The organism is Methylobacterium sp. W2, assembly GCF_020662345.1.
In the GTDB taxonomy this organism is placed as follows: Bacteria; Pseudomonadota; Alphaproteobacteria; order Rhizobiales; family Beijerinckiaceae; genus Methylobacterium.
The window spans coordinates 161,020-183,279 of the sequence record NZ_VMOA01000001.1 but is presented as its reverse complement, the minus strand read 5'-3'; the positions used below and the strand labels follow the sequence as shown (position 1 = coordinate 183,279).

The 22,260-nt window shown below is 67.9% G+C and carries 23 protein-coding genes; 11 read left to right on the top strand and 12 right to left on the bottom strand.

Annotated features, from left to right (window positions below; all coding sequences use genetic code 11):
• Positions 1-91 precede the first annotated feature (91 nt).
• Genes minC through minE form a run of 3 tightly spaced genes read left to right on the top strand, consistent with a single transcriptional unit; the run spans position 92 to position 1,922 of the window.
• Positions 92-790, top strand: coding sequence for a septum site-determining protein MinC (gene minC / locus FPV16_RS00875; protein ID WP_227435404.1), 699 nt, complete (start codon positions 92-94; stop codon positions 788-790).
• A gap of 14 nt (positions 791-804) precedes the next feature.
• The gene (gene minD / locus FPV16_RS00870) at positions 805-1,620 is read left to right on the top strand and encodes a septum site-determining protein MinD (protein WP_227435403.1); all 816 of its coding nucleotides are present in this window, start codon (positions 805-807) and stop codon (positions 1,618-1,620) included.
• On the top strand, positions 1,617-1,922 hold the full coding sequence (gene minE / locus FPV16_RS00865) for a cell division topological specificity factor MinE (protein WP_227435402.1): 306 nt from the start codon (positions 1,617-1,619) through the stop codon (positions 1,920-1,922). Before minD ends, minE begins: the two co-directional genes overlap by 4 nt.
• A 10-nt stretch (positions 1,923-1,932) precedes the next feature.
• Here the strand turns inward: minE and FPV16_RS00860 are convergent, their stop codons facing one another.
• The gene (locus FPV16_RS00860; RefSeq protein WP_227435401.1) at positions 1,933-3,180 is read right to left on the bottom strand and encodes a NupC/NupG family nucleoside CNT transporter; all 1,248 of its coding nucleotides are present in this window, start codon (positions 3,178-3,180) and stop codon (positions 1,933-1,935) included.
• A gap of 170 nt (positions 3,181-3,350) precedes the next feature.
• Here FPV16_RS00860 and FPV16_RS00855 point away from each other — a divergent pair, with 170 nt between their 5' ends.
• Positions 3,351-3,479, top strand: a complete 129-nt coding sequence (locus tag FPV16_RS00855; RefSeq protein ID WP_018045197.1) for a hypothetical protein — start codon at positions 3,351-3,353, stop codon at positions 3,477-3,479.
• Here the strand turns inward: FPV16_RS00855 and FPV16_RS26225 are convergent.
• From FPV16_RS26225 to FPV16_RS00840, 3 genes are all read right to left on the bottom strand, one after another.
• Positions 3,425-3,973, bottom strand: a complete 549-nt coding sequence (locus tag FPV16_RS26225; RefSeq protein ID WP_319802209.1) for a GIY-YIG nuclease family protein — start codon at positions 3,971-3,973, stop codon at positions 3,425-3,427. The genes FPV16_RS00855 and FPV16_RS26225 overlap by 55 nt on opposite strands.
• 18 nt (positions 3,974-3,991) lie before the next feature.
• On the bottom strand, positions 3,992-5,617 hold the full coding sequence (locus tag FPV16_RS00845; protein ID WP_227435399.1) for an ABC-F family ATP-binding cassette domain-containing protein: 1,626 nt from the start codon (positions 5,615-5,617) through the stop codon (positions 3,992-3,994).
• Positions 5,618-5,754: 137 nt separating this feature from the next.
• Positions 5,755-6,954, bottom strand: coding sequence for a patatin-like phospholipase family protein (locus FPV16_RS00840; protein ID WP_227435398.1), 1,200 nt, complete (start codon positions 6,952-6,954; stop codon positions 5,755-5,757).
• 423 nt (positions 6,955-7,377) lie between these two features.
• Here FPV16_RS00840 and FPV16_RS00835 point away from each other — a divergent pair, with 423 nt between their 5' ends.
• Both FPV16_RS00835 and FPV16_RS00830 read left to right on the top strand, forming a co-directional pair.
• Positions 7,378-8,499: a histidine kinase dimerization/phosphoacceptor domain -containing protein gene (locus FPV16_RS00835; protein WP_227435397.1), complete on the top strand. Its 1,122-nt coding sequence runs from the start codon at positions 7,378-7,380 to the stop codon at positions 8,497-8,499.
• A complete protein-coding gene (locus FPV16_RS00830) occupies positions 8,496-8,936 on the top strand; it encodes a response regulator (RefSeq protein ID WP_227435396.1) in 441 nt (146 codons plus the stop codon). The genes FPV16_RS00835 and FPV16_RS00830 overlap by 4 nt, the downstream gene beginning before the upstream one ends.
• A gap of 20 nt (positions 8,937-8,956) precedes the next feature.
• Here the strand turns inward: FPV16_RS00830 and FPV16_RS00825 are convergent, their stop codons facing one another.
• Positions 8,957-12,799 carry an EAL domain-containing protein gene (locus tag FPV16_RS00825; protein WP_413629136.1) on the bottom strand — a complete coding sequence of 1,281 codons (3,843 nt, stop codon included), beginning with the start codon at positions 12,797-12,799 and terminating at the stop codon, positions 8,957-8,959.
• A 495-nt stretch (positions 12,800-13,294) separates the two neighbouring features.
• On the opposite strand from FPV16_RS00825, the gene FPV16_RS00820 reads away from it, so the two are divergent.
• Both FPV16_RS00820 and FPV16_RS00815 read left to right on the top strand, forming a co-directional pair.
• Positions 13,295-14,023 carry a pyrimidine 5'-nucleotidase gene (locus tag FPV16_RS00820; protein ID WP_227435541.1) on the top strand — a complete coding sequence of 243 codons (729 nt, stop codon included), beginning with the start codon at positions 13,295-13,297 and terminating at the stop codon, positions 14,021-14,023.
• Positions 14,020-14,439 (top strand): metallopeptidase family protein, encoded by a 420-nt coding sequence (locus FPV16_RS00815; RefSeq protein ID WP_227435393.1) that lies wholly within the window; start codon positions 14,020-14,022, stop codon positions 14,437-14,439. The genes FPV16_RS00820 and FPV16_RS00815 overlap by 4 nt, the downstream gene beginning before the upstream one ends.
• Positions 14,440-14,465: 26 nt before the next feature.
• On the opposite strand, the gene FPV16_RS00810 is transcribed toward FPV16_RS00815, so the two are convergent.
• The 5 genes from FPV16_RS00810 to FPV16_RS00790 all read right to left on the bottom strand — a co-directional run bounded on the left by FPV16_RS00810 (position 14,466) and on the right by FPV16_RS00790 (position 18,592).
• On the bottom strand, positions 14,466-15,737 hold the full coding sequence (locus FPV16_RS00810; protein ID WP_227435391.1) for a peptide ABC transporter permease: 1,272 nt from the start codon (positions 15,735-15,737) through the stop codon (positions 14,466-14,468).
• A gap of 126 nt (positions 15,738-15,863) precedes the next feature.
• Positions 15,864-16,382 (bottom strand): DUF2937 family protein, encoded by a 519-nt coding sequence (locus FPV16_RS00805; protein WP_227435389.1) that lies wholly within the window; start codon positions 16,380-16,382, stop codon positions 15,864-15,866.
• A gap of 242 nt (positions 16,383-16,624) precedes the next feature.
• On the bottom strand, positions 16,625-16,891 hold the full coding sequence (locus FPV16_RS00800) for a hypothetical protein (RefSeq protein WP_227435387.1): 267 nt from the start codon (positions 16,889-16,891) through the stop codon (positions 16,625-16,627).
• Between the two features lie 7 nt (positions 16,892-16,898).
• Positions 16,899-17,906 (bottom strand): WD40 repeat domain-containing protein, encoded by a 1,008-nt coding sequence (locus FPV16_RS00795; RefSeq protein ID WP_227435385.1) that lies wholly within the window; start codon positions 17,904-17,906, stop codon positions 16,899-16,901.
• Between the two features lie 14 nt (positions 17,907-17,920).
• Positions 17,921-18,592, bottom strand: coding sequence for a YoaK family protein (locus tag FPV16_RS00790; protein ID WP_227435383.1), 672 nt, complete (start codon positions 18,590-18,592; stop codon positions 17,921-17,923).
• 209 nt (positions 18,593-18,801) lie between these two features.
• Between FPV16_RS00790 and FPV16_RS00785 the strand changes: the two genes are divergently transcribed.
• The 3 genes from FPV16_RS00785 to FPV16_RS00775 all read left to right on the top strand — a co-directional run bounded on the left by FPV16_RS00785 (position 18,802) and on the right by FPV16_RS00775 (position 20,880).
• Positions 18,802-19,230, top strand: a complete 429-nt coding sequence (locus tag FPV16_RS00785; RefSeq protein ID WP_227435381.1) for a response regulator — start codon at positions 18,802-18,804, stop codon at positions 19,228-19,230.
• A gap of 39 nt (positions 19,231-19,269) precedes the next feature.
• The gene (locus tag FPV16_RS00780) at positions 19,270-19,650 is read left to right on the top strand and encodes a photosystem reaction center subunit H (protein WP_227435379.1); all 381 of its coding nucleotides are present in this window, start codon (positions 19,270-19,272) and stop codon (positions 19,648-19,650) included.
• A gap of 150 nt (positions 19,651-19,800) precedes the next feature.
• Positions 19,801-20,880 carry an ROK family protein gene (locus FPV16_RS00775; RefSeq protein WP_227435377.1) on the top strand — a complete coding sequence of 360 codons (1,080 nt, stop codon included), beginning with the start codon at positions 19,801-19,803 and terminating at the stop codon, positions 20,878-20,880.
• A 126-nt stretch (positions 20,881-21,006) separates the two neighbouring features.
• Here FPV16_RS00775 and FPV16_RS00770 read toward each other — a convergent pair whose 3' ends face one another.
• Positions 21,007-21,678, bottom strand: coding sequence for a DUF2939 domain-containing protein (locus FPV16_RS00770; protein WP_227435539.1), 672 nt, complete (start codon positions 21,676-21,678; stop codon positions 21,007-21,009).
• Positions 21,678-22,250 (bottom strand): RNA pyrophosphohydrolase, encoded by a 573-nt coding sequence (locus FPV16_RS00765; RefSeq protein ID WP_227435375.1) that lies wholly within the window; start codon positions 22,248-22,250, stop codon positions 21,678-21,680. The genes FPV16_RS00770 and FPV16_RS00765 overlap by 1 nt, the downstream gene beginning before the upstream one ends.
• Positions 22,251-22,260 lie beyond the last annotated feature (10 nt).

Sequence of the window (22,260 nt, the reverse complement as noted above, 5' to 3'; positions counted from 1 at the left end):
TATCGGCTCACAGGATCACAGAAAGCCGGCTCGTTAACCAACCGGTAACCATAAGGGACGTCAATGGTTCGGTAAGGAATCGCGAGAGCCCGTGACACACGCCCCTCCATCCCGCCGATCCGTCCAGCTTCGAGGCCGTGCCTTCAAGGCGCTCGTCCTGGCTCCGGAAGCCCCGCTTCCCGATTGGTTCGCCGATCTGGATGCCTCGCTGAAGCGTTCGCCGACCCTCCTCGACGGACGCCCCCTCATCCTCGACATCGCGGCGCTCGGGTCGGACCCGGACGTGCTCGGCAAGGTTCTGGCCGATCTCGGGGCCCGCCGCATCCGCATCCTCGGCATTGAGGGCGCGGCGGCGACCCTGGCGGGAACGACGTTGCTCGACGGCCTCGCCCTGCCCCCGCTCCTGGTGGACGGACGGCCCACCCTCGGCATCGAGATCCCGAAGGATGCCGAGCCGGAAACCACGTCTCTCATGATCGAGGGCTCGGTCCGGTCCGGCCAGTCGATCACGCATCCCACCGGTGACGTCACCGTCATGGGTTCGGTGGCGTCCGGCGCCGAAATCCTCGCCGGCGGCTCGATCCACGTCTACGGGGCGCTTCGCGGCCGGGCCATCGCCGGTGCCGCCCGCAACCCCCGCGCCCGCATCTACTGCCGCAAGTTTGAGCCCGAACTGCTCGGGATCGATCGCCTCGTCCGCACGGCCGAGGACATGGGCACGACCCTGCGCGGGAAACCCGTGCAGATCTGGCTCGATAGCGGCTCCATCAAAATGGCAACCTTGGATTAAGGAGAGATACGAACATGGCCAAGGTTCTGGTCGTTACATCTGGCAAGGGCGGCGTCGGCAAGACGACCACCACGGCGGCTCTCGGCGCGGCGCTCGCGCAGGCCGGCCAAAGCGTGGCGGTGGTCGATTTCGACGTCGGCCTGCGCAACCTCGACCTCGTGATGGGCGCCGAGCGGCGCGTGGTCTACGACCTCATCAACGTGGTCAACGGCGACGCCAAGCTCAACCAGGCGCTGATCCGCGACAAGCGGCTCGAGAACCTGTCGCTGCTGCCCGCCTCGCAGACCCGCGACAAGGATGCCCTCACCGACGAGGGCGTCGCCAAGGTGATGGACGAGCTGCGCGAGAAGTTCGACTGGGTGATCTGCGATTCCCCGGCCGGCATTGAGCGCGGAGCGACGCTGGCCATGCGCCACGCCGATCTCGCCGTGGTCGTCACGAACCCGGAAGTCTCCTCGGTGCGCGATTCCGACCGCATCATCGGTCTTCTCGATTCGAAGACGCTGAAGGCCGAGCGCGGCGAGGTGATGGAGAAACACCTCATTCTCACCCGCTACGACCCCGCCCGCGCCGACCGCGGCGACATGCTCAAGGTCGACGACGTGCTCGAGATCCTCTCGATCCCGCTCCTCGCCATCATCCCCGAGAGCCTCGAAGTCCTGCGCGCGTCCAACGTCGGCTGCCCGGTGACGATGAACAACCCGCTCAGCGCCCCGGCCCGGGCCTATATCGACGCCGTCCGCCGCCTGAAGGGCGATACGGTGCCGATGACCGTGCCGTCCGACAAGAAGTCGCTCCTCAACAAGCTGTTCACCCGGAGGGCGGCATGAGCCTGCGGAACCTCTTCAACAAGCGCGCTTCGGCCCCGACGGCCCGCGACCGTCTCCAGCTGATCCTGGCCCATGAACGGGCCGGGGCCGGCGGCTCCGATCTGGTGATGCTCCTGCGGGAGGAGATCCTCGCCGTCATCGCCAAGCATGTCACGGTGGAACGGGACAAGGTCCAGATCCGCCTGGAACGGGGCCAGGACATGTCGACCCTCGGCGTCGACATCGAACTCCCGATGACGGCTCCGGCCAAGGCCGCCCCGGCATCCGCCAAGGCGTCCAAGGCCAAGCGCGCGGCCGCGTGACCGCGTCCCGTCAGCCGATGAACAGCCCGGCGATGGTCGCACTCGTCAGGTTCGACAACGTACCAGCCAGGATCGCGCGCAATCCGTAGCGCGCGATCTCGGACCTCCTCTCGGGGACGAGGCTCGCCAGACTCGCGAGCTGGATTGCGATGGAGGCGAGATTGGCAAAGCCGCACAGGGCGAAGCAGACGATCGCCGTGGTCCTGGCATCCAACGTGCCGCCCTTCAGCACCGGCGAGAGCTGGGCATAGGCCAGGAACTCGTTGAACGCGATCTTCTGCCCGATGGCGCCGCCGACAAGACCGGCCTCGCTCCAGGGCACGCCCATCAGCCAGGCGAGCGGCGCGAAGGCGAGCCCGAGCACGCCCTCGATGCTCAGGGCCGGATAGCCGACGAGCCCGCCGCCCCATCCCGCGACGCCGTTGAGCAGCGCGATGAGCCCGGTGAAGGCGATCAGCATGGCGCCCACCGACACCGCGATGACAAGGCCCTTCTGGGTGCCGTCGGCGGCCGCCTCGATCAGGTTCACCGCCCGCGTCTCGGCGAACTCCACCCGCATGGTCGTCACCCGCGTCGGCTCCGTCGAGGGCATCAGGATCTTGGCGTAGAGGAGCCCGCCGGGGATCGCCATCACGCCGGCCGCCAGCAGATACTCCATCGGCACGCCCAAAGCCGCGTAGCCGGCGAGGATCGAGCCGGCGGTGGACGCGGCCCCGCTCGACATCACGGCGAACAATTCGGCCCCGGTCAGCAGGGTGAGGAAGGGCCGCAGGGCCACCGCGATCTCGCTCTGGCCGATGACGATGGTGATGACCGCCGAGAAGGTCTCGATGGGCGACGTGCCGATCACCCGCTGCAAGCCGGCGCCGATGATCCGGGCGAGGGTCTGCATCACCTTGAGATGATACAGGATGGCGATGAGCGCGGAGACGTAGAGGATCTGCGGCAGCACGCGCAGGGCCAGGATGAAGCCGCTGCCGCCGAACAGCTCGAACATGCGCGGCTCCACGAGGCCGCCGAAGAGGAACAGGACGCCGCGGTCGCCATAGCCGAGCACCGTCTGCACGAGGCTGGAGGCCGCATCGAGGGCCTGCCGCCCCAGCGGCACGAACAGGACGATCGCCCCGATCGCCACCTGGAGGGCGAGGGCCGCGATCACGACGCGGGGCCGGATCGCCCGGCGGTTGGTGGATAACAGGATCGCGACGGCGAGAAGCAGCGCGAGGCTCGCACCCGCATGGAACAGTCTGTCGATCATCGCTCCCCCTTTGTGGTCTTCGGAGCAAGGGCGATGCCGTTCGTCCTCGGCACGTCCATGGCAGAAGCGGTGAGCGGACGGGATTCTCCGGAACGGGAGAGGCCTTCGGCGTGTTGACCATCAAGCTGCGCCGTATGCCGGCGCGTGACCGGTTTTGAAGGGATACAGCCATGAGCCTCATCGGACGCCTCGTCACCAAGCTCCTCGGCAACGACAACCGCCCCGTCGTCCGCGACGACCGCAACTACGATTCGAGCAACCCGATCGGGCGCCTCGTGACGAAGATCCTGCGCAAGTAAGCTCGACGAACATCCCCTCTCCCCGCACGCGGGGCGAGGGAAGCAACGCCCCCGTTGTCATTGTGGCGGGGCGGCAACCGGGGGTGTAGGGCGATCCACGAGGAGTCCCGCCCGGAATCACTTCTCACTCTCCCACCATGAACCTCATCCTGAGGTGCCGCGTGAGCGGCCTCGAAGGACGAGGTCGGCGGGTTAGAAGTCCGTACCTTGAGTGGACGCTTCGCCAATCTCTGCAAGGCCTCCCAGTCGCTGGCGATGAGGGCTTCCTTTTTCGCCCGGCTCCATCCTTTCAGCCTGCGCTCGAATGCAATGGCATCGGTGATCCATTCGAATTGCGTGGCGTAGACGAGAACGACGGGGTGACGGCTGCTGGCATAGCCGGGAAACGTGCCGGCGTGATGCTCGCCAAGTCGCCTGTCGAGAGAATCCCCGCGCGTCGATCCGACATAGTAGCTGCCGTCGGCACAGCGCAGGATGTCGACAAAGGCCGCCACGCGAAGGAGCCTCTCCCTCTACGCCGCCTTGCGCTTGTTCTTCTTCTCCCGGCCCTGACCGGGCGCGGTCTTGCCGGTCTTCGAGCGGTCGAGGACGAAGCGGGCGTAATCGTCCATGTCGCCGGCGAACGGCTTTACGGTCCTGTCGGCAGCGAGCCAGAGTCGGTCGGCCACGAGTTCCATCAGCGAACGATCGTGGGTGATGAGGATGACGGCGCCGGCGTAATCGTTCAGCGCGTCGAGCAAGGCCCGGCGGCTGTCGATGTCGAGATGGTTCGTCGGCTCGTCGAGGATGAGCAGGTGGGGCGCCTGCATCGCCACGAGGTTGAGCAGGAGTCTCGCCCGCTCCCCACCCGACAGGGCGTCCACCGTCGTCTCCTGCTTGTCGAAGTTCAGGCCGAAGCTCGCGAGCTTGGCCCGGCGGCCGGATTCGCTGTCGTCCGGGCGCTCGCGGCGGATGATGGCCAGCGGCGTGTCCTTGGGGTCGAGGGCTTCGATCTGGTGCTGGTGGAACCAGCCGACCTGCACCCTGCCCTCGCGGACCATGCGTCCGTCGCGCAGTTTCAGGGCGCCGGCCGCCATCTTGGCGAAGGTGGATTTGCCGGCGCCGTTCACGCCGAGCAGTCCGATCCGGTCGTCGACGTCGAGGGTCAGGTTGAGGTCGCGCAGCACCGGCTCGTCGTCGCCGTAGCCGATGGTGGCATCGGTGAGATGCATGAGGGGCGGCGCCAGCGGACGCTTCGGCGAGGGCAGGTGGAACGGCGCCACATGCTCCTCGATGGTGGTGGCGATGGGCTCCATCTTGGCGAGACGCTTCATGCGCGACTGGGCCTGGGCCGCCTTGGAGGCGGAGGCCTTGAACCGGTCGACGAAGCTCTGGAGATGGGCGCGCTCGGCGTCCTGCTTCATCTTGGTCGAGGCCTGGAGGCGTGCCTTCTCGGCCCGGCGCTTCTCGAAATCGTCGTAGCCGCCGGTGTAGAGTTCGAGCTTGCCGTTGGCGACGTGCAGGATCGCGTCCACCGAGTTGTTCAGGAGTTCGCGGTCGTGGCTGATGATCAGCGCCGAATGCGGATAGCGCTTGAGCCGCGCCTCCAGCCACAGGGCGCCCTCCAGATCGAGGTAGTTGGTGGGCTCGTCGAGGAGCAGCATGTCCGGCTCGGCGAAGAGTGCTGCGGCGAGCGCCACGCGCATGCGCCAGCCGCCGGAGAATTCCGACATCGGCCGGGTCAGATCCTCCACCGAGAAGCCGAGACCGGCCAGGATCTCGCCCGCCCGCGCCGGCGCCCGGTCGGCGTCGATCTCGATGAGGCGGCCGTAGATCTCGCCCATGCGCTCCGGCTCGGCGGTCTCGAGTTCGAGGTTGAGGGCCTCGCGTTCGAGATCGGCGGCGAGGATCGTGTCGATCAGGCTCACCGGTGTCGCCGGGTGCTCCTGGTCCACCGAAGCGACGCGGGCGGTCTTCGGCAGCAGGATGGCGCCGCTATCGGCCTGGAACTCGCCGAGGATGATCTTGAACAGGGTCGACTTGCCGACGCCGTTGCGCCCCACGAGGCCGACTTTCGAGCCGGGAGGGACCGCGACGCTGGCGCGATCGAAGAAGCGCCGGCCCCAGGCGCTGAAGGTGAGGTCTTCGATCTGGATCATAGGTCAGCGGCCATACGCAAGGGAGATGCGGGCCGGTGGCCACACGGGGGATGGCGCCACTCCTATCGCAGTGCAGCAACGAGCGCGAGGGCGGGCGGCGCAGGGCACCACCCCGCCGGGGGGATGGCGCCTGCCCGTCAGTTCCGCTCGACGCCGGCGGCGATGGCCTTCACCAGGGGAGCCGTGGGCACGCTCTTGCGCCAGAAGGTTCCGGCCCGGCCGGTCTCCCGCCCGCTCTCGTAGAGCTTGCGCATGTAGCCGGTGTCGAAGCCGCGCGCCGTCGTGGTGTTCGGCGCGGATTCGTCGATATAGGTCAGGTTGAAGCCCATGCCGTTGCCGCGGGTGAAGGCATAGGTCGCGGCCAGCGTCGCGCGGCTGCGGGCCCGGCTCGCGGTGGTGAACGAGCGCTCGACGATGGACAGGGTATTGTTCTGCGCCACGTCGAATTCCGGCTCGAGCCGCCCGTTGATGATGACGTAGATGTCGGCCTTGCCCGCCGTGCGCAGGCGACCGTCCCGCAGCAGGAACGATTGCGGCAGGGTGAAGACCGGCGTCACCACCGACCCGTCCACGTGCATCTCCTGGAACGCCCTGCCTTCGGCCTGCACGTCGAGGAGCTGGGGCGGGAACACGGCGGGGATGCTGGCGGAGGCCGTCAGCACATCCGTGAACAGCGCGACGGCGTTGGGCCCGCCATTGGTGGCGATGGCGCCCATGTTCCAGATGACCGCGCGCTGGGAATCGAGGTTCGTCGTCACCACGAGGAGGCGGCGCCCCTTGGCGTGCTGCTCGGCGATGGCGGCGAGGAGATCGGACGTCACGTAGCGGCGCACGAGGTCGCGGAGTCGTCCGTCCCCGAAGAGGCCCGATCCGAACACGATGTTGGTCACGCTCGGCGATTGCACCAGGGTCGAGGCGACGCCGCTGGTGTAGATGTCGGTGAGGGTGGAATCGTAGGCCGGGCCGAGGAAGGCGAAGGGCGCGATCAGGGCGCCGGTGCTCACCCCCGAGACGAGGGCGAATTCGGGCCGCTTGCCGGATTCAGACCAGCCGTTGAGGATACCGGCGCCGTAGGCACCGTCACCGCCGCCGCCCGACAGGGCGAGATAGGCGAAGCCGTGCTTCGAGCGTTCCGGCCGCGCCACCATCTCGGTGAAGGTGCTCTCCGACGCGTCGGCATAGGCGCGGACGGTGAGATCCATGCCGGCCGGCACCGCCGCCGAGGCCTGGTCGGCGGTGTAGGCCACGCGGGGGATGGAGCCGCAGGCGGCCAGCTGTGCGGCCATGACGAGAGCAGCCGCGCCCTTGACCCATCCGAACCGGCGAAATGTCGACATGACGGGGTGATCCTGGCGTTCGACCTGCATCGCCACCGGCCTGCGGAGCGTCAAGCCCAGCGATAACGAGCTTGGCCATTCTACCGTTTCGGGCAATGGCGGGCAATCATCACCGGTTGTGGCGGGTCCGATCGGCATACCGCGTGATGGATCAGCAACGGTTTTCAGACCGTGTTCGGACACACGCTCCGCGCAATGACCCTTGCAGGACGGGAACGCTGCGGCACACCAAAGCTTGTCGAATGGATGAGCCCCCCTATGTCGTTGAGATCAACTCACAACGATATCGCGGCTCGTCATTCGTGTGGCTTGGCTCGACGCCATGCCATCGAGGCGCGAATCCTCGCGACAGCGGGGATGCCTCGTCGTTGTCGAAGACTTTGCCCTGGCCGCGAGACGCGCCGGGCAACACGGGAAGGCAGAATGGAAGCGGACGACGCCTGGCACCTCACCGACCGATTGGGGGCCGAGCACGGAAGGGGCGACCCTTTCGCGGCGGCCATCCGTGCGACGCGCATGGCGATGCTGATCACCGATCCGCGTCAGTCGGACAATCCCATCGTCTTCGTCAACGACGCCTTCCTCAGGATGACCGGCTACAGCCGCGCCGAGGTCATGGGCCGGAACTGCCGCCTCCTCCAGGGTGAAGACACGGATCCCGACGCCGTTGGCCAGATCCGCGACGCGATCGCGGCCAAGCGCGATATCGCCGTCGACATCCTCAACTACCGCAAGGACGGGAGCCAGTTCTGGAACGCCCTCTATGTCAGCCCCGTGAGCAGCGACGAGGGCGAGACCGTGTATTTCTTCGCGTCGCAGCTCGACGTCACGGACCGGATCGACGCGCTCATGCAGACGCGCAACGAGAAGCTCCATTTCGAGCGCGAGGTGGAGAAGCGCACGCGGCAGCTCACCGAGGCGCTGGCGGCCAAGACCATGCTGGTCCACGAGGTGGACCACCGGGTGAAGAACAACCTGCAGATGATCGCCTCGCTGCTCACCCTGCAGACGCGGACCATCTCCGACCCGGACGCGAAGGCGTCGCTCAAATCCATGCTGGCCCGCGTCGAGGCCCTCGGCACGGTGCATAAGCGCCTCTACCAGTCCAACGACGTGCAGCGTTTCGATGTCGCCGCCTTCGCGCAGGAACTCGCCGTCGATCTGGTGCGCGGCTCCGGGCGACAGGGGATCGAGCTCGATGTCGACCTCGTCCCCGTGGAGGTCGCCGTCGAACAGGCGCCCCCGGTCGCCCTGGTGATGAACGAGCTGCTGACCAACGCCCTCAAGCATGCCTTTCCGCGTGACGCGGGCGGCCGGCTCTCGGTTTCGGTCAAACCCGAAGGCGAGGCAATTCGCATCACGATCGCCGATGACGGCATCGGCATGCCGCAGGACGGCGCCGGCGGCCGGACGTTCGGCAAGCGCCTGATCGAAAGTCTCGTGCGCCAGCTGAATGCCGACATCGCCTGGCACCCGGCCAATCCCGGGACGCGGATCGATATCCGCCTGCCCGTCGGCGGGACGGGCCACAGGGAATCAACGTGAGTGAACCTCTCCGGATCGTCGTCGTCGAAGACGAAGCCCTGATCGTGATGCAGCTCGAGATCCTGCTCGAAGAGGCGGGGCACGAGGTCGTCGGCACGGCCGTCTCCGCGAGGGATGCCGTCGCGGTGGCCCGGCGGACCCGGCCCGACATCGTCCTCATCGACCTGCAGCTGAAGGGCGGTTCCTCCGGCCTCGACGTGGCGAAGGATCTGGCGGACGAGCCCGCGATGATGCTGGTCTTCCTGACCGCGAATGCCAGCCGCTTCCACGACGACTTCGCCGGTGCGGTGGCGGTGATCGCCAAGCCCTTCTCCGAGGCCATCATCGGGAACACGATGGGCTTCCTCGAGGAATGCATCCGGACCCCGCCTCCGGTCTCGGCCCTGCCCCTCGGCCTGCGCCTCGCCCCCGGCTATCTCGACAGCCTCGGCGGCTGAATCCCCGCTGTCCTGCTCCGTCAGGCCGCCCTCTCGGCGCGCGACAACCGGGCGATGACGCCGGACAGGTCCCGCGCCGGAACCGGCTTGCTGAACAAGAAGCCCTGGACCTCGTTGCAGCCTTCCGCCCGCACGAGATCGCGCTGCGCCCGGGTCTCCACCCCCTCCGCCGTGATCGTCGTTCCGCGCCTCTCGCCGAGCCCGACGATGGCGCGCACGATGGCGGCGGTGTCCGGGTCGGCGATCTCGCGGATGAAGGAGCGGTCGATCTTGATCTTGTCGAACGGAAACTGCCGCAGGTAGCTCAAGGAGGAGTAGCCGGTCCCGAAATCGTCGAGGGCGATACGGACGCCGAGGTAGCGCAGGCGGTGCAGGCAGGCGATCACCGCCTCGGTGTCCTGGATCAGGACGCTCTCGGTGATCTCCAGCTCCAGCCTGTCCGCCGCGAGGCCCGAGGCCGACAGGGCCATGATCACGCTTTGCTCGAGGCCCGGCTCGCGAAACTGCACCGCCGACACGTTGACCGCGATGCGGGCCGAATGCGCCCACGACGCGGCCTCGCGGCAGGCTTCGCGCAGAGCCCAGTTTCCGAGTTCGACGATCAGGCCGGTTTCCTCGGCGATCTCGACGAAGGTCGCGGGTGGGATCATCCCGCGGGTGGGATGAGGCCAGCGCATCAGCGCTTCGACGCCGCTCACGCTGTCGGTGGCGAGGTCGACCACCGGCTGGTAGTGCAGGATCAGGTCGCGGCGCAGGATGGCCTCGCGCAGCTCGAATTCGAGCTGGATCCGCTCCTCGATCGCCGCATCCATGCTGGCTTCATAGACGCGGACGGTGTTCCGCCCGGCGGCCTTCGCCCGATACAGGGCGAGATCGGCATGCCGCAGGAGGGGATCGGCCTCGACTCCGTCCGCCGGGGCATGGGCGACGCCGATGCTGATCCCGATATTGGCCAGGTGTCCGTCCAGCTTGACCGGCTGCGCGATGGCGTCGATCACCCTGCGGGCGACCTCGACCGCCTCGTCGACCCCACGGATATCAGCGAGGATGATGCCGAACTCATCGCCGCCGAGGCGGGAGACGACATCGCACGGCCTCAGCACCTGGCTCATGCGTTCGGCGACGACCGTCAGCAGGATGTCGCCCGCCAGATGTCCGAACGTGTCGTTGATCGCCTTGAACCGGTCGAGATCGAGACAGAGCACCGCCATCGCGCAATTGCCGCTCCGCACCGAGCGGAGAGCCTGTTCCAGGCGGTTGTGGAACATCGCCCTGTTGGGCAGCCCGGTGAGGGCGTCGTGGCAGGCGAGATGGGCGATCCGCTGATCGGCCTCCTTGCGGGCCGTGATGTCGATATGGGTTCCGACGAAACGGATCGGGGTGCCGTCGGGGGCGCGGGTCACGACCTTGCCGCGGGCAAGGAGCCAGAGGTAGCCCCCCGCCCTGGTGCGGACCCGGACCTCGATCTCGAAGGCCGGTTGCCGTCCCTCGAAATGCGCGACCGCCTCCCGTCGGCAACCGTCCCGATCGTCCGGATGGACCAGGGTACCGACGTAGTCGAAGGACCGGCCGAACTCGCCGGGCGCATAGCCGAGCATGCTCTGAGCCCGGTCGGAGAACCAGACCTCGCCGGTTTGTAGATCGGCATCCCACAGGCCGTCCCTGCCGCTGTCGAGGGCCAGGGCCAGCCGCTCCTCGCTCACGCGTCGGCGCGCGTCGCTTGCCCTGAACGCCTCTTCGACCTCCTTGCGGGCGGTGATGTGGAGATTCATGCCGACGAAGCGGCAGACCTCGCCCGTCTCCGGGTCGAGGACGGCGCGGCCGAATCCCTGGAACCAGCGGCATTCGCCGGTCGACGGGTGCAGGACGCGAAACTCCACCCTGTGATTGGTGCGCGTCGCGACGGCCCGGTTCGCTTCCGCCCGGACCCGAACGACGTCCTCGGCCGGCAGGTTTCGCTCCCACTCCGTCATGGTCATCACGAGGCCGGCGGCCGGATCCGCTTCCTCGAGCGGCAAACCCTGCATCCGTGCGCTTTCCTGGGACTGCCAGATCCGGTCCGAGGCGACGTCCCACTCCCAGACCCCCGCCTCGGCCGCGTCCTGGGCGAGGCGCAGCAGGTCGCCGGTGCGCTCCAGCGCGATCCTGGCGGTGATGATGTCATCGATATCCAGGGCCGTGGCGAGCCATCCGGGCTCGCCGTCGAGGAGGCGGATCGGGCGCTTGCTGACCTTGTGCCAACGGTAGACGCCATCGGCGCGGCGGATGCGGACCTCGAAATCGTAATCCTGCCACGCCTTGTGGCGGTCGCAGACATCGCCATGGACGCGGCTGCGATCGTCCGGGTGATACGAGTCGAACCGCTCCGTCAGGGAGACGAGGGGCCGTTCGTAATAGTGCCCGCAATGGCGGTTGCAGTAGGTGGTCTCGTCGCGGTCGTTCGTGATCCAGACCATCTGGGGCAGGAAATCCGCGAGCAGGCGGTAGGACGCCTCGCTCTCGCGAAGCGAGCGTTCGGCCCTGTGCCGGGCGGTGATATCGGCGAAGGTATAGACGGTGCTGCCGTCCGCCAGCGGCACGCCGCTGAGCTCGAGGAGGGTCCCGTCCCGTTGCAGGTGCTCGCCGCTGGCACCCGCCTCGCCGTGATCGCGTTTCGCGTCACGGACGCGCCGGTCCAGGGTCGCCGGCAGCGAACCGTCCCGTTCGGTGATGTGGCGGCGGAGGTCGTCGAAGGGGGCTCCGTCGTGGAGCATTTCCTGGGGCAGGTCGAGGAGCAGGTTCAGGCGCTCGTTATGGACCCTGACACGGTCGTCCGCATCGACCATGACGAGGCCTTCGTCGATGCTCTCGAGGGTGATGCGCAGGAGGTCCGTCGTCTCGCGCAGGTGCTGGTCCGAGCGGGCCAGTTCCGTGACGTCGAGGCAGATTCCGGAGATGGCCCGGATGCTCCTGTCCGGACCACGCTCGACGATGCCGCGCTCGGCGACCACCCGGCAATCCCCGCCCGGTCGGACGATCCGCGACCGATGCTCGTAATCGTCCCGCGCGAAGGCCCCCGACCCCGCCACGGCCTCGTCGAGATGCCAGCGGACACGCTCCCGGTCCTGGGGATGGTAGAAGGCCAGATGCTCGTCCAGGGGAATGCGCGCGAGGTCCGCGGGTGCGCGGCCGTGGATCCGCGCCATCCCCGCCGACCATTCGATCCGGCGTTCGGCGACGTCGATGCGCCAATGCCCGAAACCCGCGATCTCCTCGGCCATGCGCTGAGATGCCAGGGCGGCTTCGAGATGGGCTTCGCGGCGGGTGAGGATGGTCGCGACGCGCAGGCGCTCGCGCAGCTCCACCTCGCGCTCCGCATTGGCCTGGTGGAGACGCAGGTGTCCGGTGACGAGGAGGGCGAGATCCTCGAGCTGGTCCAGGTGCTCGTCGGTGAAGTCGGGACGCGGGACGGTATCGATCAGGCACAGCATGCCGGTCCTGTGCCCGGGACGGAGCGTGAGGGGCACGCCCGCATAGAAGCGGGCCTTGAGCCCGCCCGTCACCAGGGGATGGTCGGCAAATCTGTGGTCGGCGAGGAGATCGCGGATCACCACCGGGCCGTCCGATTCGCCCGTGATGGCGTTCACGACGAACCCATCGCACCAACCCGGCACCGCTCCCCCGGTGCCCGAGCCCGCCTTCAACGCAGGAAATTCGGCATTGACGAGGGGAACGAGGACGATGGGAACGCGGAACAGGGCCGAAGCGGTGCGGCACACGGCGTCGAGATGAGGCTCCGGATCACAATCGCTCGGGTGCGCGGAATTCGCCTCGACGGCACCCTTCCCTTCCCTGTCGCCTCGGTCGTGTGCTCGATCTTGCACGTCGCACCATCCAGGAAAGTAAGCCGACGCTATCCGCCCTGCCGATGGCGTCGATCGACGCTGCCTCACGGACGCTTCGCGGTATACGTTACGCTGATCAACCTTGCGATAGTCCTACCCGTTCTGTCGAACCGCCACCGTCATTCGGCCGATGCCGGGCGGGAACGCGAAACGGCGGTTTCGTCATCGGAAGGGATCGCACGGCCAGGGCGATCGCTCGAAGCCGTGCGGGCGGCTTCGCGGCGCGAAGAGCGCCGCGCGGAGCGGGCCTGTCAGGACGAACGTCCTGGCAGGCGTTGAGCGGAGCGAGTGCCTGAGCCCGCGGCGGCGGGCGCCGGCGACCGAGGCCGGCGAGACAACCAGGGCGAGCGCTTCAGGCGATTGCCCTGATCGAATGGCCGAGCTTCCTTTCGCAGGGCGCAATTTCATCGTAACCGTTGGTGACCGTATCCGGTCATGCACCGTTCCCGCCGCCTCGAACCCCGTTCAGCCGCCTTGTTCCTTCCCGGCGAAAGCCATCTCTCCAGCGCGGGCTCCCGTGGCTTCTCGAGCGTCGACACCTGGGTGTTCGATCTCGACAACACGCTCTACCCCAGCGACGCCCTCGTCTGGCCGCAGGTCGACGAGCGGATCACCCTGTACGTCATGCAGCTCTACGGGCTCGACGGGATTTCGGCGCGGGCGCTGCAGAAGCATTTCTACCATCGCTACGGCACCACCCTGAAGGCGCTGATGGTGGAGGAGAACGTCGATCCCTACCATTTCCTCGATTTCGCCCACGACATCGACCATTCCACGATCCGCCTCGATGCGGCTCTGGGTGACGCCATCGAGCGGCTTCCGGGTCGCAAGCTGATCCTGACCAACGGCTCCCGCCGCCATGCCGAGAACGTGGCCGCCAAGCTCGGCATCCTCGACCATTTCGAGGATGTGTTCGACATCGCCGCCGCCGACTTCGTCCCGAAGCCCGAACGCTCCACCTACGAGCGCTTCCTCATCCGGCACGAGGTCGATCCGCACCGTTCGGCCCTGTTCGAGGACATCGCCCGCAACCTCGTCGTGCCCCACGAGATCGGGATGGCGACGGTTCTGGTCGTGCCCCGCACCATCGATCCGTTCCGCGAGGCTTTCGAGCAGGAGGCGGTGAAGGAGCCGCATATCGACCACATCACCAACGATCTCGCCGCGTTCCTCTGCGAGCGGGTCCTCCCGGTCCTCGGATGACGGCGCCCGCCCGGACCTGGTCCGATCTCCAGGCACCGTCCCTCGACGACGTGGAGATCCTGGCGCGCGACGCCCTCGCCCGCCTGCCGCCGGAATTCCTCGCCTTGTGCGAGGGCGTGACGATCCATGTGGAGGATTTTCCCGACGACGCCACCCTCCGCGAGATGGAGTGCGAGAGCGAGTTCGACCTGCTCGGCCTGTTCCGGGGCATCGGCCTCGCTCAAGGAGGCGAGGTGGCGACCGGGCAGCTGCACAACCGGGTCTGGCTCTACCGCAGGCCGCTCCTCGACTATTGGGCCGAGCACGAGGAGACCCTCGGCCATCTCGTCACCCATGTCCTCGTCCACGAGATCGGCCACCATATGGGCCTGTCCGACGACGACATGACCGCCATCGAGGCGGCGGCGGACGAGTGAGGTCCGGATGAGCCCGCCCGGTTCGGTCAATCGTCGTTGGCGGGGCGCGGGCTCGCGGCGCGCGGTCTGAGCAGGCTGGCCTTCGGGCGACGGGTGCGGAACTGCCCGCGCTCCACGGCGATGAAGACCAGCACCGTGATGGTCAGCGTCGTGACCCACCAGATCACCGTCAGGCCGACACCGATACAGGCGATGGTGAAGGCGCTGGCAAAGACCGCCATCGCTCCGGGCACGATCGCACCGGGGGTGGTGGCGGTGGCCGAGCGGCCGCTATGGCGGATCGCCGCGTGGAGGGCGAAGGCGGCGGCGAAGGCGCCGACGATCCCGAGCTCGTACCAGAGCTCGAACAGCATCGTGGTCGGGGCATTGCTCGGCAGCAGATTCACGAATCGGCCGCGCGAGGCGGTCTCGAAGCCGTGCCCGGTCACGAGCCGGACCGGCTCGGTGGTCACCACCTTCTGCCACGCCTTGATCGTAAGGACGCCGGGCGCGGTCGGACCGAAGGCGACGATGCCGATGGGCCGGGCGATGAACGGCAGGAACGGCGCGCTCACCAGCAGGCCGCCGCAGATCAGGGCCACCGCGCGAACGCCCACGAGGGGGCGATAGGTCGTGAGGGCGAAGGCCACCGCGCCCACGGCGAGCGCCAGGATCTGCGTCACGTTCGGCGAGATCGAGAGGGCCAGAGCCACCAGGATGGCCGTGCCGAGGGCCTCGAGGTCACGCCCGCGCGAGCGCAGCCACGCCACGGAGGGCCAGACCAGCAGGGCGAGGACCGTCAGCCCGCGATCCACCGAACTCTGGTCTTCGGGCATGTTGCGCAGGAGCGAGTCGCCGAACAGCCCGAACACGATGGAGACGATGGACGCGGCGATGACGCCCAGCGGCAGCAGGTAGAGGTTGGCCGAGCGCATCCGGTCCGGCAGCGCGAGATAGGCGGCCAGGGTCATCAGGATGGTGGCCGTGAGATTCAGCAGGCGCTCCGTCGCCGGTCCGAGGAACGGCGTCCAGACCAGGGACAGGGCCGACCAGAGGATGACCAGCCCCCCCGCCAGGAAGGCCGTGGACGTCAGCATACGGGTTGCCGTCACCCGGATGGGCCGCTGCTTGCCGTCGATGGCGCTGGCGATGACGATGAGCGCGATGGCGATCGGCGCCAGGATCACGGTGGCGCGACGGGCCACCTGCGCGGCCACGGGAAGCAGGACGAACAGGCCGAAGAACCCCACACGCCGGAGCAGGGCCGCCGCGTCGAGGGCCGGATCGATGGAGGGTCGTGAGGTGGGCGCGCGGGCCATGGTGCGATTGCAGCCGTTCGACGGCGCCACGAGTCCGCCCGTGCGCTACCGGTCGAGTCGTAGTGCAGGGAGACGGTGCGCGCTGTAGATGTCGTGCAACACCCGTGCTTCCTCCGCCACGTGCATTCACGCGGCCTTCGGTTGCCGCCGACCCGGAACCAGCCGCCGGCCGACATCCGTCAGCACCCGCCAACCGGCCCAGGTCGCCAGGAACCCAAGGAATCCGGCGATGATTCCGTCGGCGCTCGCCGGGACCGCGGGCACGTAATCCTGGTAGGTGGCGCGGGCCAGCGCCATGTCGGGATCGCGCAGCAGCGCCGCGAAACGGCCCATGGGGCCGCCCGCCTCGGTGAGAGCCTGTTTCTGCGCGTCGAGACGCTGCAAGCGCTCGATATCGGCGCGGGCCGCTTCGCCGCGACGGGCCACCAGGGCGTCGCCGTTGCCGCGCAGGCGGTCGACGGCCCCCTGGCGATTGGTGCCGCTCGCGGCGGCATCCGCGTCGAGGGCGGCGATGGAGCGCCGCAACTCGTCGAGGGTGCCTCCGAGCCGCTGGGCGTATTGCTGCGCGAATTCGGGCCCCTGCGCGGCGACGATGCCGCCGAGGATGCCGAGGGCGAGGCCAAGGGTCCGGATCACACGCAGCACGATTCATCCCTCATGACGTCGTCAGACAAAAGACCGAGCCGCGTGGCGGTTCCCGAACGGCCGGATGGCGCAGGAAGGGGCGGCCGCGTGGCGGTTCCCGATGGGTCGGATGGCGCATGAAAGGCCGGTTCCGTGGCGGTTCCCGAACGGGTCGGATGGCGCAGGAAGGGGCGGCCGCGTGGCGGTTCCCGAACGGGGCGGATGGCGCATGAAGGGGCGGCCTCGTGGCGGTTCCCGATGGGTCAGGGGAGGTCCGCCAAAGCGGCTTCCACCTCCGCCTGCGTCACCTCGGCCAGGGGTTTGGCCACCTTCGCGGCCTGCGTCTTCCGCCCCGGCCGCATGACCAGGATGATCGTTTCCAGGCCGGGACAGGAGGGGTCCGGGCATAGGATCTCGTTGACCTTCACCACGGTCTCGGGCTCGACGAGGGCGCGGATCCACGCCTCGACCCGGCGGCGCGCGGTATCGTCGGCCGGTTCGCGCCGGCGTCCGAAGCCGAGGAGCGCCATCGCCGCCTCAACCCGGCAGCGTCAAGATGCCGGCCATGCCGCCGGCGCAGCCGAAGGCGAGGCGGCCGCCGCGCCCGTCCCAGGCCAGGGCCGAGACCGCTCCGCCCTTGGTGGCGGGCCGGACCAGCAGTTCCGAGGCATCGGCGAAGCGCACGAGCAGGATGCAGCCGTCCTCGTAGCCGATGGCGAGGACCAGGGCCTTGGGATGGAACGCCACCCGCGTGACGCGGGCCGGGCGGATGCCGCATTCGCGCGGTGCCTTGCCGGTGGGGCCTTCCTTCGAATCGAACGGCCAGATGATGGCGGCTTCCGCGCCGCTGGTGGCGAGCCAGTTACCGTCCCCCGACCAGCTCACCGAGCGGACCTTGCCGGGATAGCCCGACATCCGCATGTGGCCGCGGTCGGGCTGCAGGCGCCAGCCGTGGAGGGAGTTCTCCTGCATCGTCGTCACGACGAAACGGCCGTCCGGCGACCAGGTCACGTCGAGATGCGAGCCCTTCCATTCCACGAAATCGGGGGCGGTCTCGAGATTCGGGTACCAGAGGGTAGCGCCATTGTAATGCGCCACGGCGAGGCGGTAGCCCTTGGGCGCAAAAGCCAGCCCCCGCGCCGTAGTGGGTGCGGCGAAGACTTTCTCCCGGCCCTTGGCGTCGCGGGCGACGACGTTGCGGCCGGCGGCATAGGCGATGGCGCCATCGGAATGGAGCGCCAAGGCGTCGATCCAGGCCCCGCCCTTGGCGACGGCCACTTCGGTCATGCCGCCATCGGCCGCGACGGCCACGATGCGACCGTCGTCGCCGCCCGTCACGATCCGCCGGCCGTCGCCCGACGCCACCAGGATGCCGGCATCCGGATGAGCCTCCACGCGCCGCGTCTCGTGGGGGCCGACCAGCATCACGGCGCCATCGCCCAGGGCCAGGGCAAGGACGTCCTTCAGCCAGACGGCCCCGGAGACATGGGCGCCAGCCTCCAGCGGAACGACGTGATCGACGAGTGAGGGAGCGCTGGCGCTCATCGGCTAAGAACCTCTCAGGACGCGGATGCGGAATCCGGCGCCGATTTCAGCACCGTCATCACCGTCGCGACCAGGGTGAGACAACCGGCAATGCCGGCGGGAATGGCGAGGGCATACAACGCGAAGCGGCCATAGGCGACCGCCCCGAGCAGGGAACCGCAAAGCAGCGAGAGCCAGACGAGGCCGTCGCCGACCCAGCCGAAGCGGGGTCCGCGGCCCGCGAGCGACGAAGCGAGCTTCTGGCCGGTGCTGAACAGCGCCCCCGTGACGAAGGTGGTGCCGGCCCGGAACCCCTGGACATGGGCGAGAGCGGCGTTCTGCGCGCCCATGGCCAGGGCGAGAAGCAGCGAGGCATGGCCGGGGCTCGGGTCCTCCACCGCCGTGAGATAGGCGCCGGATACCAGAACGGTCTCGAAGCCGAGGAGCACCGGGGTGCTCCACCGGGCCGGGGTCAGGGCCGAGAGCCCTCCCCCGCACAGGCTTCCGAGGAAAAAGGCGAAGATGAGAAGGGCCGGCAGGATCGCCAAGTGGGGCGTGTCGTGCCCCATCGCCACGGCGAACTGGGTCGTGTTGCCACTCATGAACGAGGTGTACAGGCCGCCCAGTCGGATGAACCCGAGGGCATCCACGTAGCCGGCCAGCGCCGTGAGGACGAGGCCGAAGCCGAGATGCCAGGTCCGGCTCATGACAAGGTCCGGCTCATGGCAGCGCGCGCCGTCCCGTTGCCCCGTTCCGTCCCGGGACGACCGAGGCCGATCCGGTAGGGTTAAGGCATTGCTTACCAAGTCCGCGCAATTCGAATGAACGGGACCGAACATCGCGGCCGCCACTCCCGTTGGTGTGACGATCCGGCGTCGGGCTTCTCGTCCTGCCCCGGGTGAGTTGGAGTTGCGTCATGATCCCTGTCGCTTACGCTGCCTTCGCGCTGCCGAATTTCGGCTCCGTCCGCGGATCCGAAACCGTCCTGGTGGTGGAGGATGAAGCCATGGTGTGCGAACTGGCCGTCGAAGCCCTCATGGACGAAGGCTATCGCGTTCTCAGCGCCGCCGATGCCGAGAAGGCCGAAGACATCCTGGCGCGGGAACGCGTCGACCTGCTCTTCACCGATATCGATTTGGCCCGCAACACCAATGGCCTCTCCCTCGCCCGCCGGGCGCGGCGCCTGCGCCCGAACCTCCCGGTCATCTACACGTCGGGCGGACGCGGAAGCCTCTCGCAGGCGGATGCGGTAGCGGAGTCAATCTTCGTGCCGAAGCCCTACCGCCCGAGCCAACTCATCGCCCTCGCCAACGGCCTCTTGCGCCGTTTCCCCCACTACGCCTGAGCGCAACCGCGCCCCATCCCTCCCGGAGCCCCATCCCCCATGCGTACCCTGCTCGCCACCGCTCTCGTCCTCTTCGCCACGACGCTCAGCGCCTACACGACAGGAAACGCCAAGGCTGCGTGTGATGTGAAGGGAGCGAAGCTCGAAGAGGCCATCGCCGGAAAGTCCGAGCTTCGCGAGACCGCCAACAAGCAGGCGGTACGCGACCTCCGCACCCTGCGTGACGCCGCGATCATCCTGGAGACGTACAAGTACGAGGGCGAATGCGATCGCCTTGTCGCGATCATCAAAGCGCTGGCCACCAACCCCGAGAAGGCGATCGAGCAGAGCGGCGATACCGACGAAGAAAAGGCGGAGGATCTGATGGAGGCCCGCCAGCCGAAGGCGCCCCCCGGCGAGGCCGCCCCCAAAGCGAAGTAACCCCTCTCGCGAGAGGGGAACGCGTCGCGGAGGGAACACTCGCGCGACAAGAACGCTTGCACCGCTGGCCATGCCGAATCCTCTCGGCGGGTCAGTGCGGCCAGACCTCGACGGCCGGCATTTCTCTCTTTCTGAAAGGATCGATCGGGCATGGGCACGGATACGGTAACGCGTGGATCGAGCCTCTCCCACGCGCCGAGCGACCTGCCCTCGGTCATCCTCGACGATTACAACATCGAGTTGAAGAATGGCGAGGGCTTCGTCGGCGACCGCGTATCGAAGAAAGCTTTCCGCGACCTCGTGGAGGATTGGCGCGAGAAGCTGCGCAAGCTCGGCCCCGATCCCCTGGGCGCGAAGGCAAGCCAGGATTTCAGCAAGCGGCGCCTCGACGATCTGTTGATCGAGGGTCCGCCGCTTGCCGCCGGCGTGGTGTTCGGCGCGATCGAGGAATTTGCCCAGGAACTCGCCACCGTGGTGCGGCGCTTCCTGCGTCAGAAGGGGTGGCGCGATACCCAAAGCATCGTCGTCGGCGGCGGTTTCAGCGACAGCCTCGCCGGACGACTCGCCATCGACCGGGCCAGCGTGATCCTCCGTGCCGGCGGTCTCAACCTGAACCTCGAGCCGATCCGTCATCACCCGGACGAGGCCGGGCTGATCGGGGCCGTCCACCTCGCGCCGTCCTGGATCTTTTCCGGCTACGACAGTCTGCTCGCCGTCGATATCGGGGGCAGCAACATCCGGGCGGGAGTCGTCACCACGAACCTGAAGAAAGCCTCCGACCTGTCGCGCGCCGAGATCTGGCGTTCGGAGCTCTGGCGCCACCGCGACGAGGATCCGGCCCCGAGCCGCGACGAGGCGGTCGACCGCCTGATCGCGATGCTGAACGACCTGATCTCGCGGGCGGAGCGCTCGCGCCTAAAACTCGCGCCCTTCATCGGGGTCGGGTGCCCCGGCGTCATCGCCGCCGATGGGACCATCGAGCGGGGTGGACAGAACCTGCCCGGCGATTGGGAGAGCAGCCGTTTCAACCTTACCGAACGGCTGGTGGAAGCCATTCCCACCATCGGGGATCACGATACCATGGTGCTGATGCACAACGACGCCGTGGTGCAGGGCCTCTCGGCCATGTCGGACATGACGGGCGTCGCGCGATGGGGCGTACTCACCATCGGCACCGGCCTCGGCAATGCCCGCTTCACCAACCGGCGGCTACCCGACACGGTGCATTGAGGGTCTGACCGCGCGACCTTAGGCGCGCGGTGTCTGCGGTTTGGAGGATCTCCCGAGCATCGGTGAGCCCAATGATTTTTCTCCCTAGGGCCTTGAAGTGTCGCAGTTCGTCTGGCGCCAGACCGCTTAGCGCTGGGTGGGCGGCGGTACCGCATCCTGGTCCGGATGGGTGCGGACGCGGGCGACCTTGCTGGCAATGCGGTTACGCAGGTCACTCGGTAGTTCAATCTCCACCAGGCGCCACGACCACCCCCGTAGGCGCAGACGGAGGCGGAACCGCTGTGACCGGGACGCTTCGGGAGGCACGGCGATGACGAGGGTGCGAAATCCCCGCATCTCCGAGGACAGGTAGTACGGAATCAGCCGTGAGATCGTGTCGATCCTCAATCCGGCGGGGATACCGCTCCTGTGCTCGACATCGGAACCTGCGGCGTCGCCGCCGCGGAGGCCGAGATCGAGGGATTGTGGAATGCCGTCATCGAGGAGATCGATGACCGACTGGGCCGTCACCAGGGATTCGGTCAGGGGTTCGGCCAGGGCCGCTGCGGCCTCGATCAACCTTTGCCGATCCCGCGAAAGCTCGACCTCGGCACCGGGCTCCCCCCTCGGCTGAGAGGCGGCGGCCGAGATCTGCCGGATCATGGATTGGCGCAGGATGCGGAAGTTGACGTGCCGCTCGACATAGCCGACGTCCCGCGCCTGCACCGCCGAGGCGAGGTCATAGAGCATCCAGAACGGCGTCAACGTAAAGACGAACCACGTCAGAAGCAGGGAAATCGGGATCCACCACAATCGCATCATCGCGACGGGGCAGCCCTCTGCGCCAGCTCGCTCCACCCGGCGAGGCCCGCGAACTCCGTGATCACCGCCTCGTAGACAGGCCGCTTGAACGGCACGATGAGATCGGCCAATCCGTCCATGGGCTCCCAACGCCAGGCATCGAACTCGGATTTGTGAAGGCCGCCGCCGGGTGAAAGCACATCGATCTCGGCCTCGTCGCCGATGAGACCGAAGGCGAACCACTTTTGCGTCTGCCCGCGATAACGACCCTTCCAGGCCTGTTTCAGTACGGCGGGCGGCAAATCGTAGGCGAGCCAGCCGGGCGTCTCCCCGAGGAGCACGACCGACCCGGCCGAGACGTTGGTCTCCTCGTGCAGTTCGCGCAGGGCCGCTGCGAGAGGAGCCTCGCCCTCATCGATTCCACCCTGCGGCATCTGCCAGGCCCGGTCGCCCTGCACATGCTCCGGCCCGGCCTCCTGACGGCGACGGCCGATGAACACGTGCCCCTGGGAGGCAATCAGCATGATTCCGACGCAGGGCCGGTACGGCAGGTCGGGTTCGGGGACGGTGGGCTTCATCGGCGGGACCATAGGTCAGGGC

What these genes read in the sequence shown, in the direction of transcription:
- FPV16_RS00795 (WP_227435385.1), bottom strand. Translation starts at nt 17,906, where the DNA reads ATGAGCGCCAGCGCTCCCTCACTCGTCGATCACGTCGTTCCGCTGGAG.
- FPV16_RS00810 (WP_227435391.1), bottom strand. Translation starts at nt 15,737, where the DNA reads ATGGCCCGCGCGCCCACCTCACGACCCTCCATCGATCCGGCCCTCGAC.
- FPV16_RS00790 (WP_227435383.1), bottom strand. Translation starts at nt 18,592, where the DNA reads ATGAGCCGGACCTGGCATCTCGGCTTCGGCCTCGTCCTCACGGCGCTG.
- minD (WP_227435403.1), top strand. Translation starts at nt 805, where the DNA reads ATGGCCAAGGTTCTGGTCGTTACATCTGGCAAGGGCGGCGTCGGCAAG.
- FPV16_RS00815 (WP_227435393.1), top strand. Translation starts at nt 14,020, where the DNA reads ATGACGGCGCCCGCCCGGACCTGGTCCGATCTCCAGGCACCGTCCCTC.
- FPV16_RS00765 (WP_227435375.1), bottom strand. Translation starts at nt 22,250, where the DNA reads ATGGTCCCGCCGATGAAGCCCACCGTCCCCGAACCCGACCTGCCGTAC.
- FPV16_RS00800 (WP_227435387.1), bottom strand. Translation starts at nt 16,891, where the DNA reads ATGGCGCTCCTCGGCTTCGGACGCCGGCGCGAACCGGCCGACGATACC.
- FPV16_RS00860 (WP_227435401.1), bottom strand. Translation starts at nt 3,180, where the DNA reads ATGATCGACAGACTGTTCCATGCGGGTGCGAGCCTCGCGCTGCTTCTC.
- minE (WP_227435402.1), top strand. Translation starts at nt 1,617, where the DNA reads ATGAGCCTGCGGAACCTCTTCAACAAGCGCGCTTCGGCCCCGACGGCC.
- FPV16_RS00785 (WP_227435381.1), top strand. Translation starts at nt 18,802, where the DNA reads ATGATCCCTGTCGCTTACGCTGCCTTCGCGCTGCCGAATTTCGGCTCC.
- FPV16_RS00855 (WP_018045197.1), top strand. Translation starts at nt 3,351, where the DNA reads ATGAGCCTCATCGGACGCCTCGTCACCAAGCTCCTCGGCAACGACAAC.
- FPV16_RS00845 (WP_227435399.1), bottom strand. Translation starts at nt 5,617, where the DNA reads ATGATCCAGATCGAAGACCTCACCTTCAGCGCCTGGGGCCGGCGCTTC.
- FPV16_RS00780 (WP_227435379.1), top strand. Translation starts at nt 19,270, where the DNA reads ATGCGTACCCTGCTCGCCACCGCTCTCGTCCTCTTCGCCACGACGCTC.
- FPV16_RS00770 (WP_227435539.1), bottom strand. Translation starts at nt 21,678, where the DNA reads ATGCGATTGTGGTGGATCCCGATTTCCCTGCTTCTGACGTGGTTCGTC.
- FPV16_RS00835 (WP_227435397.1), top strand. Translation starts at nt 7,378, where the DNA reads ATGGAAGCGGACGACGCCTGGCACCTCACCGACCGATTGGGGGCCGAG.
- FPV16_RS00840 (WP_227435398.1), bottom strand. Translation starts at nt 6,954, where the DNA reads ATGTCGACATTTCGCCGGTTCGGATGGGTCAAGGGCGCGGCTGCTCTC.
- FPV16_RS00775 (WP_227435377.1), top strand. Translation starts at nt 19,801, where the DNA reads ATGGGCACGGATACGGTAACGCGTGGATCGAGCCTCTCCCACGCGCCG.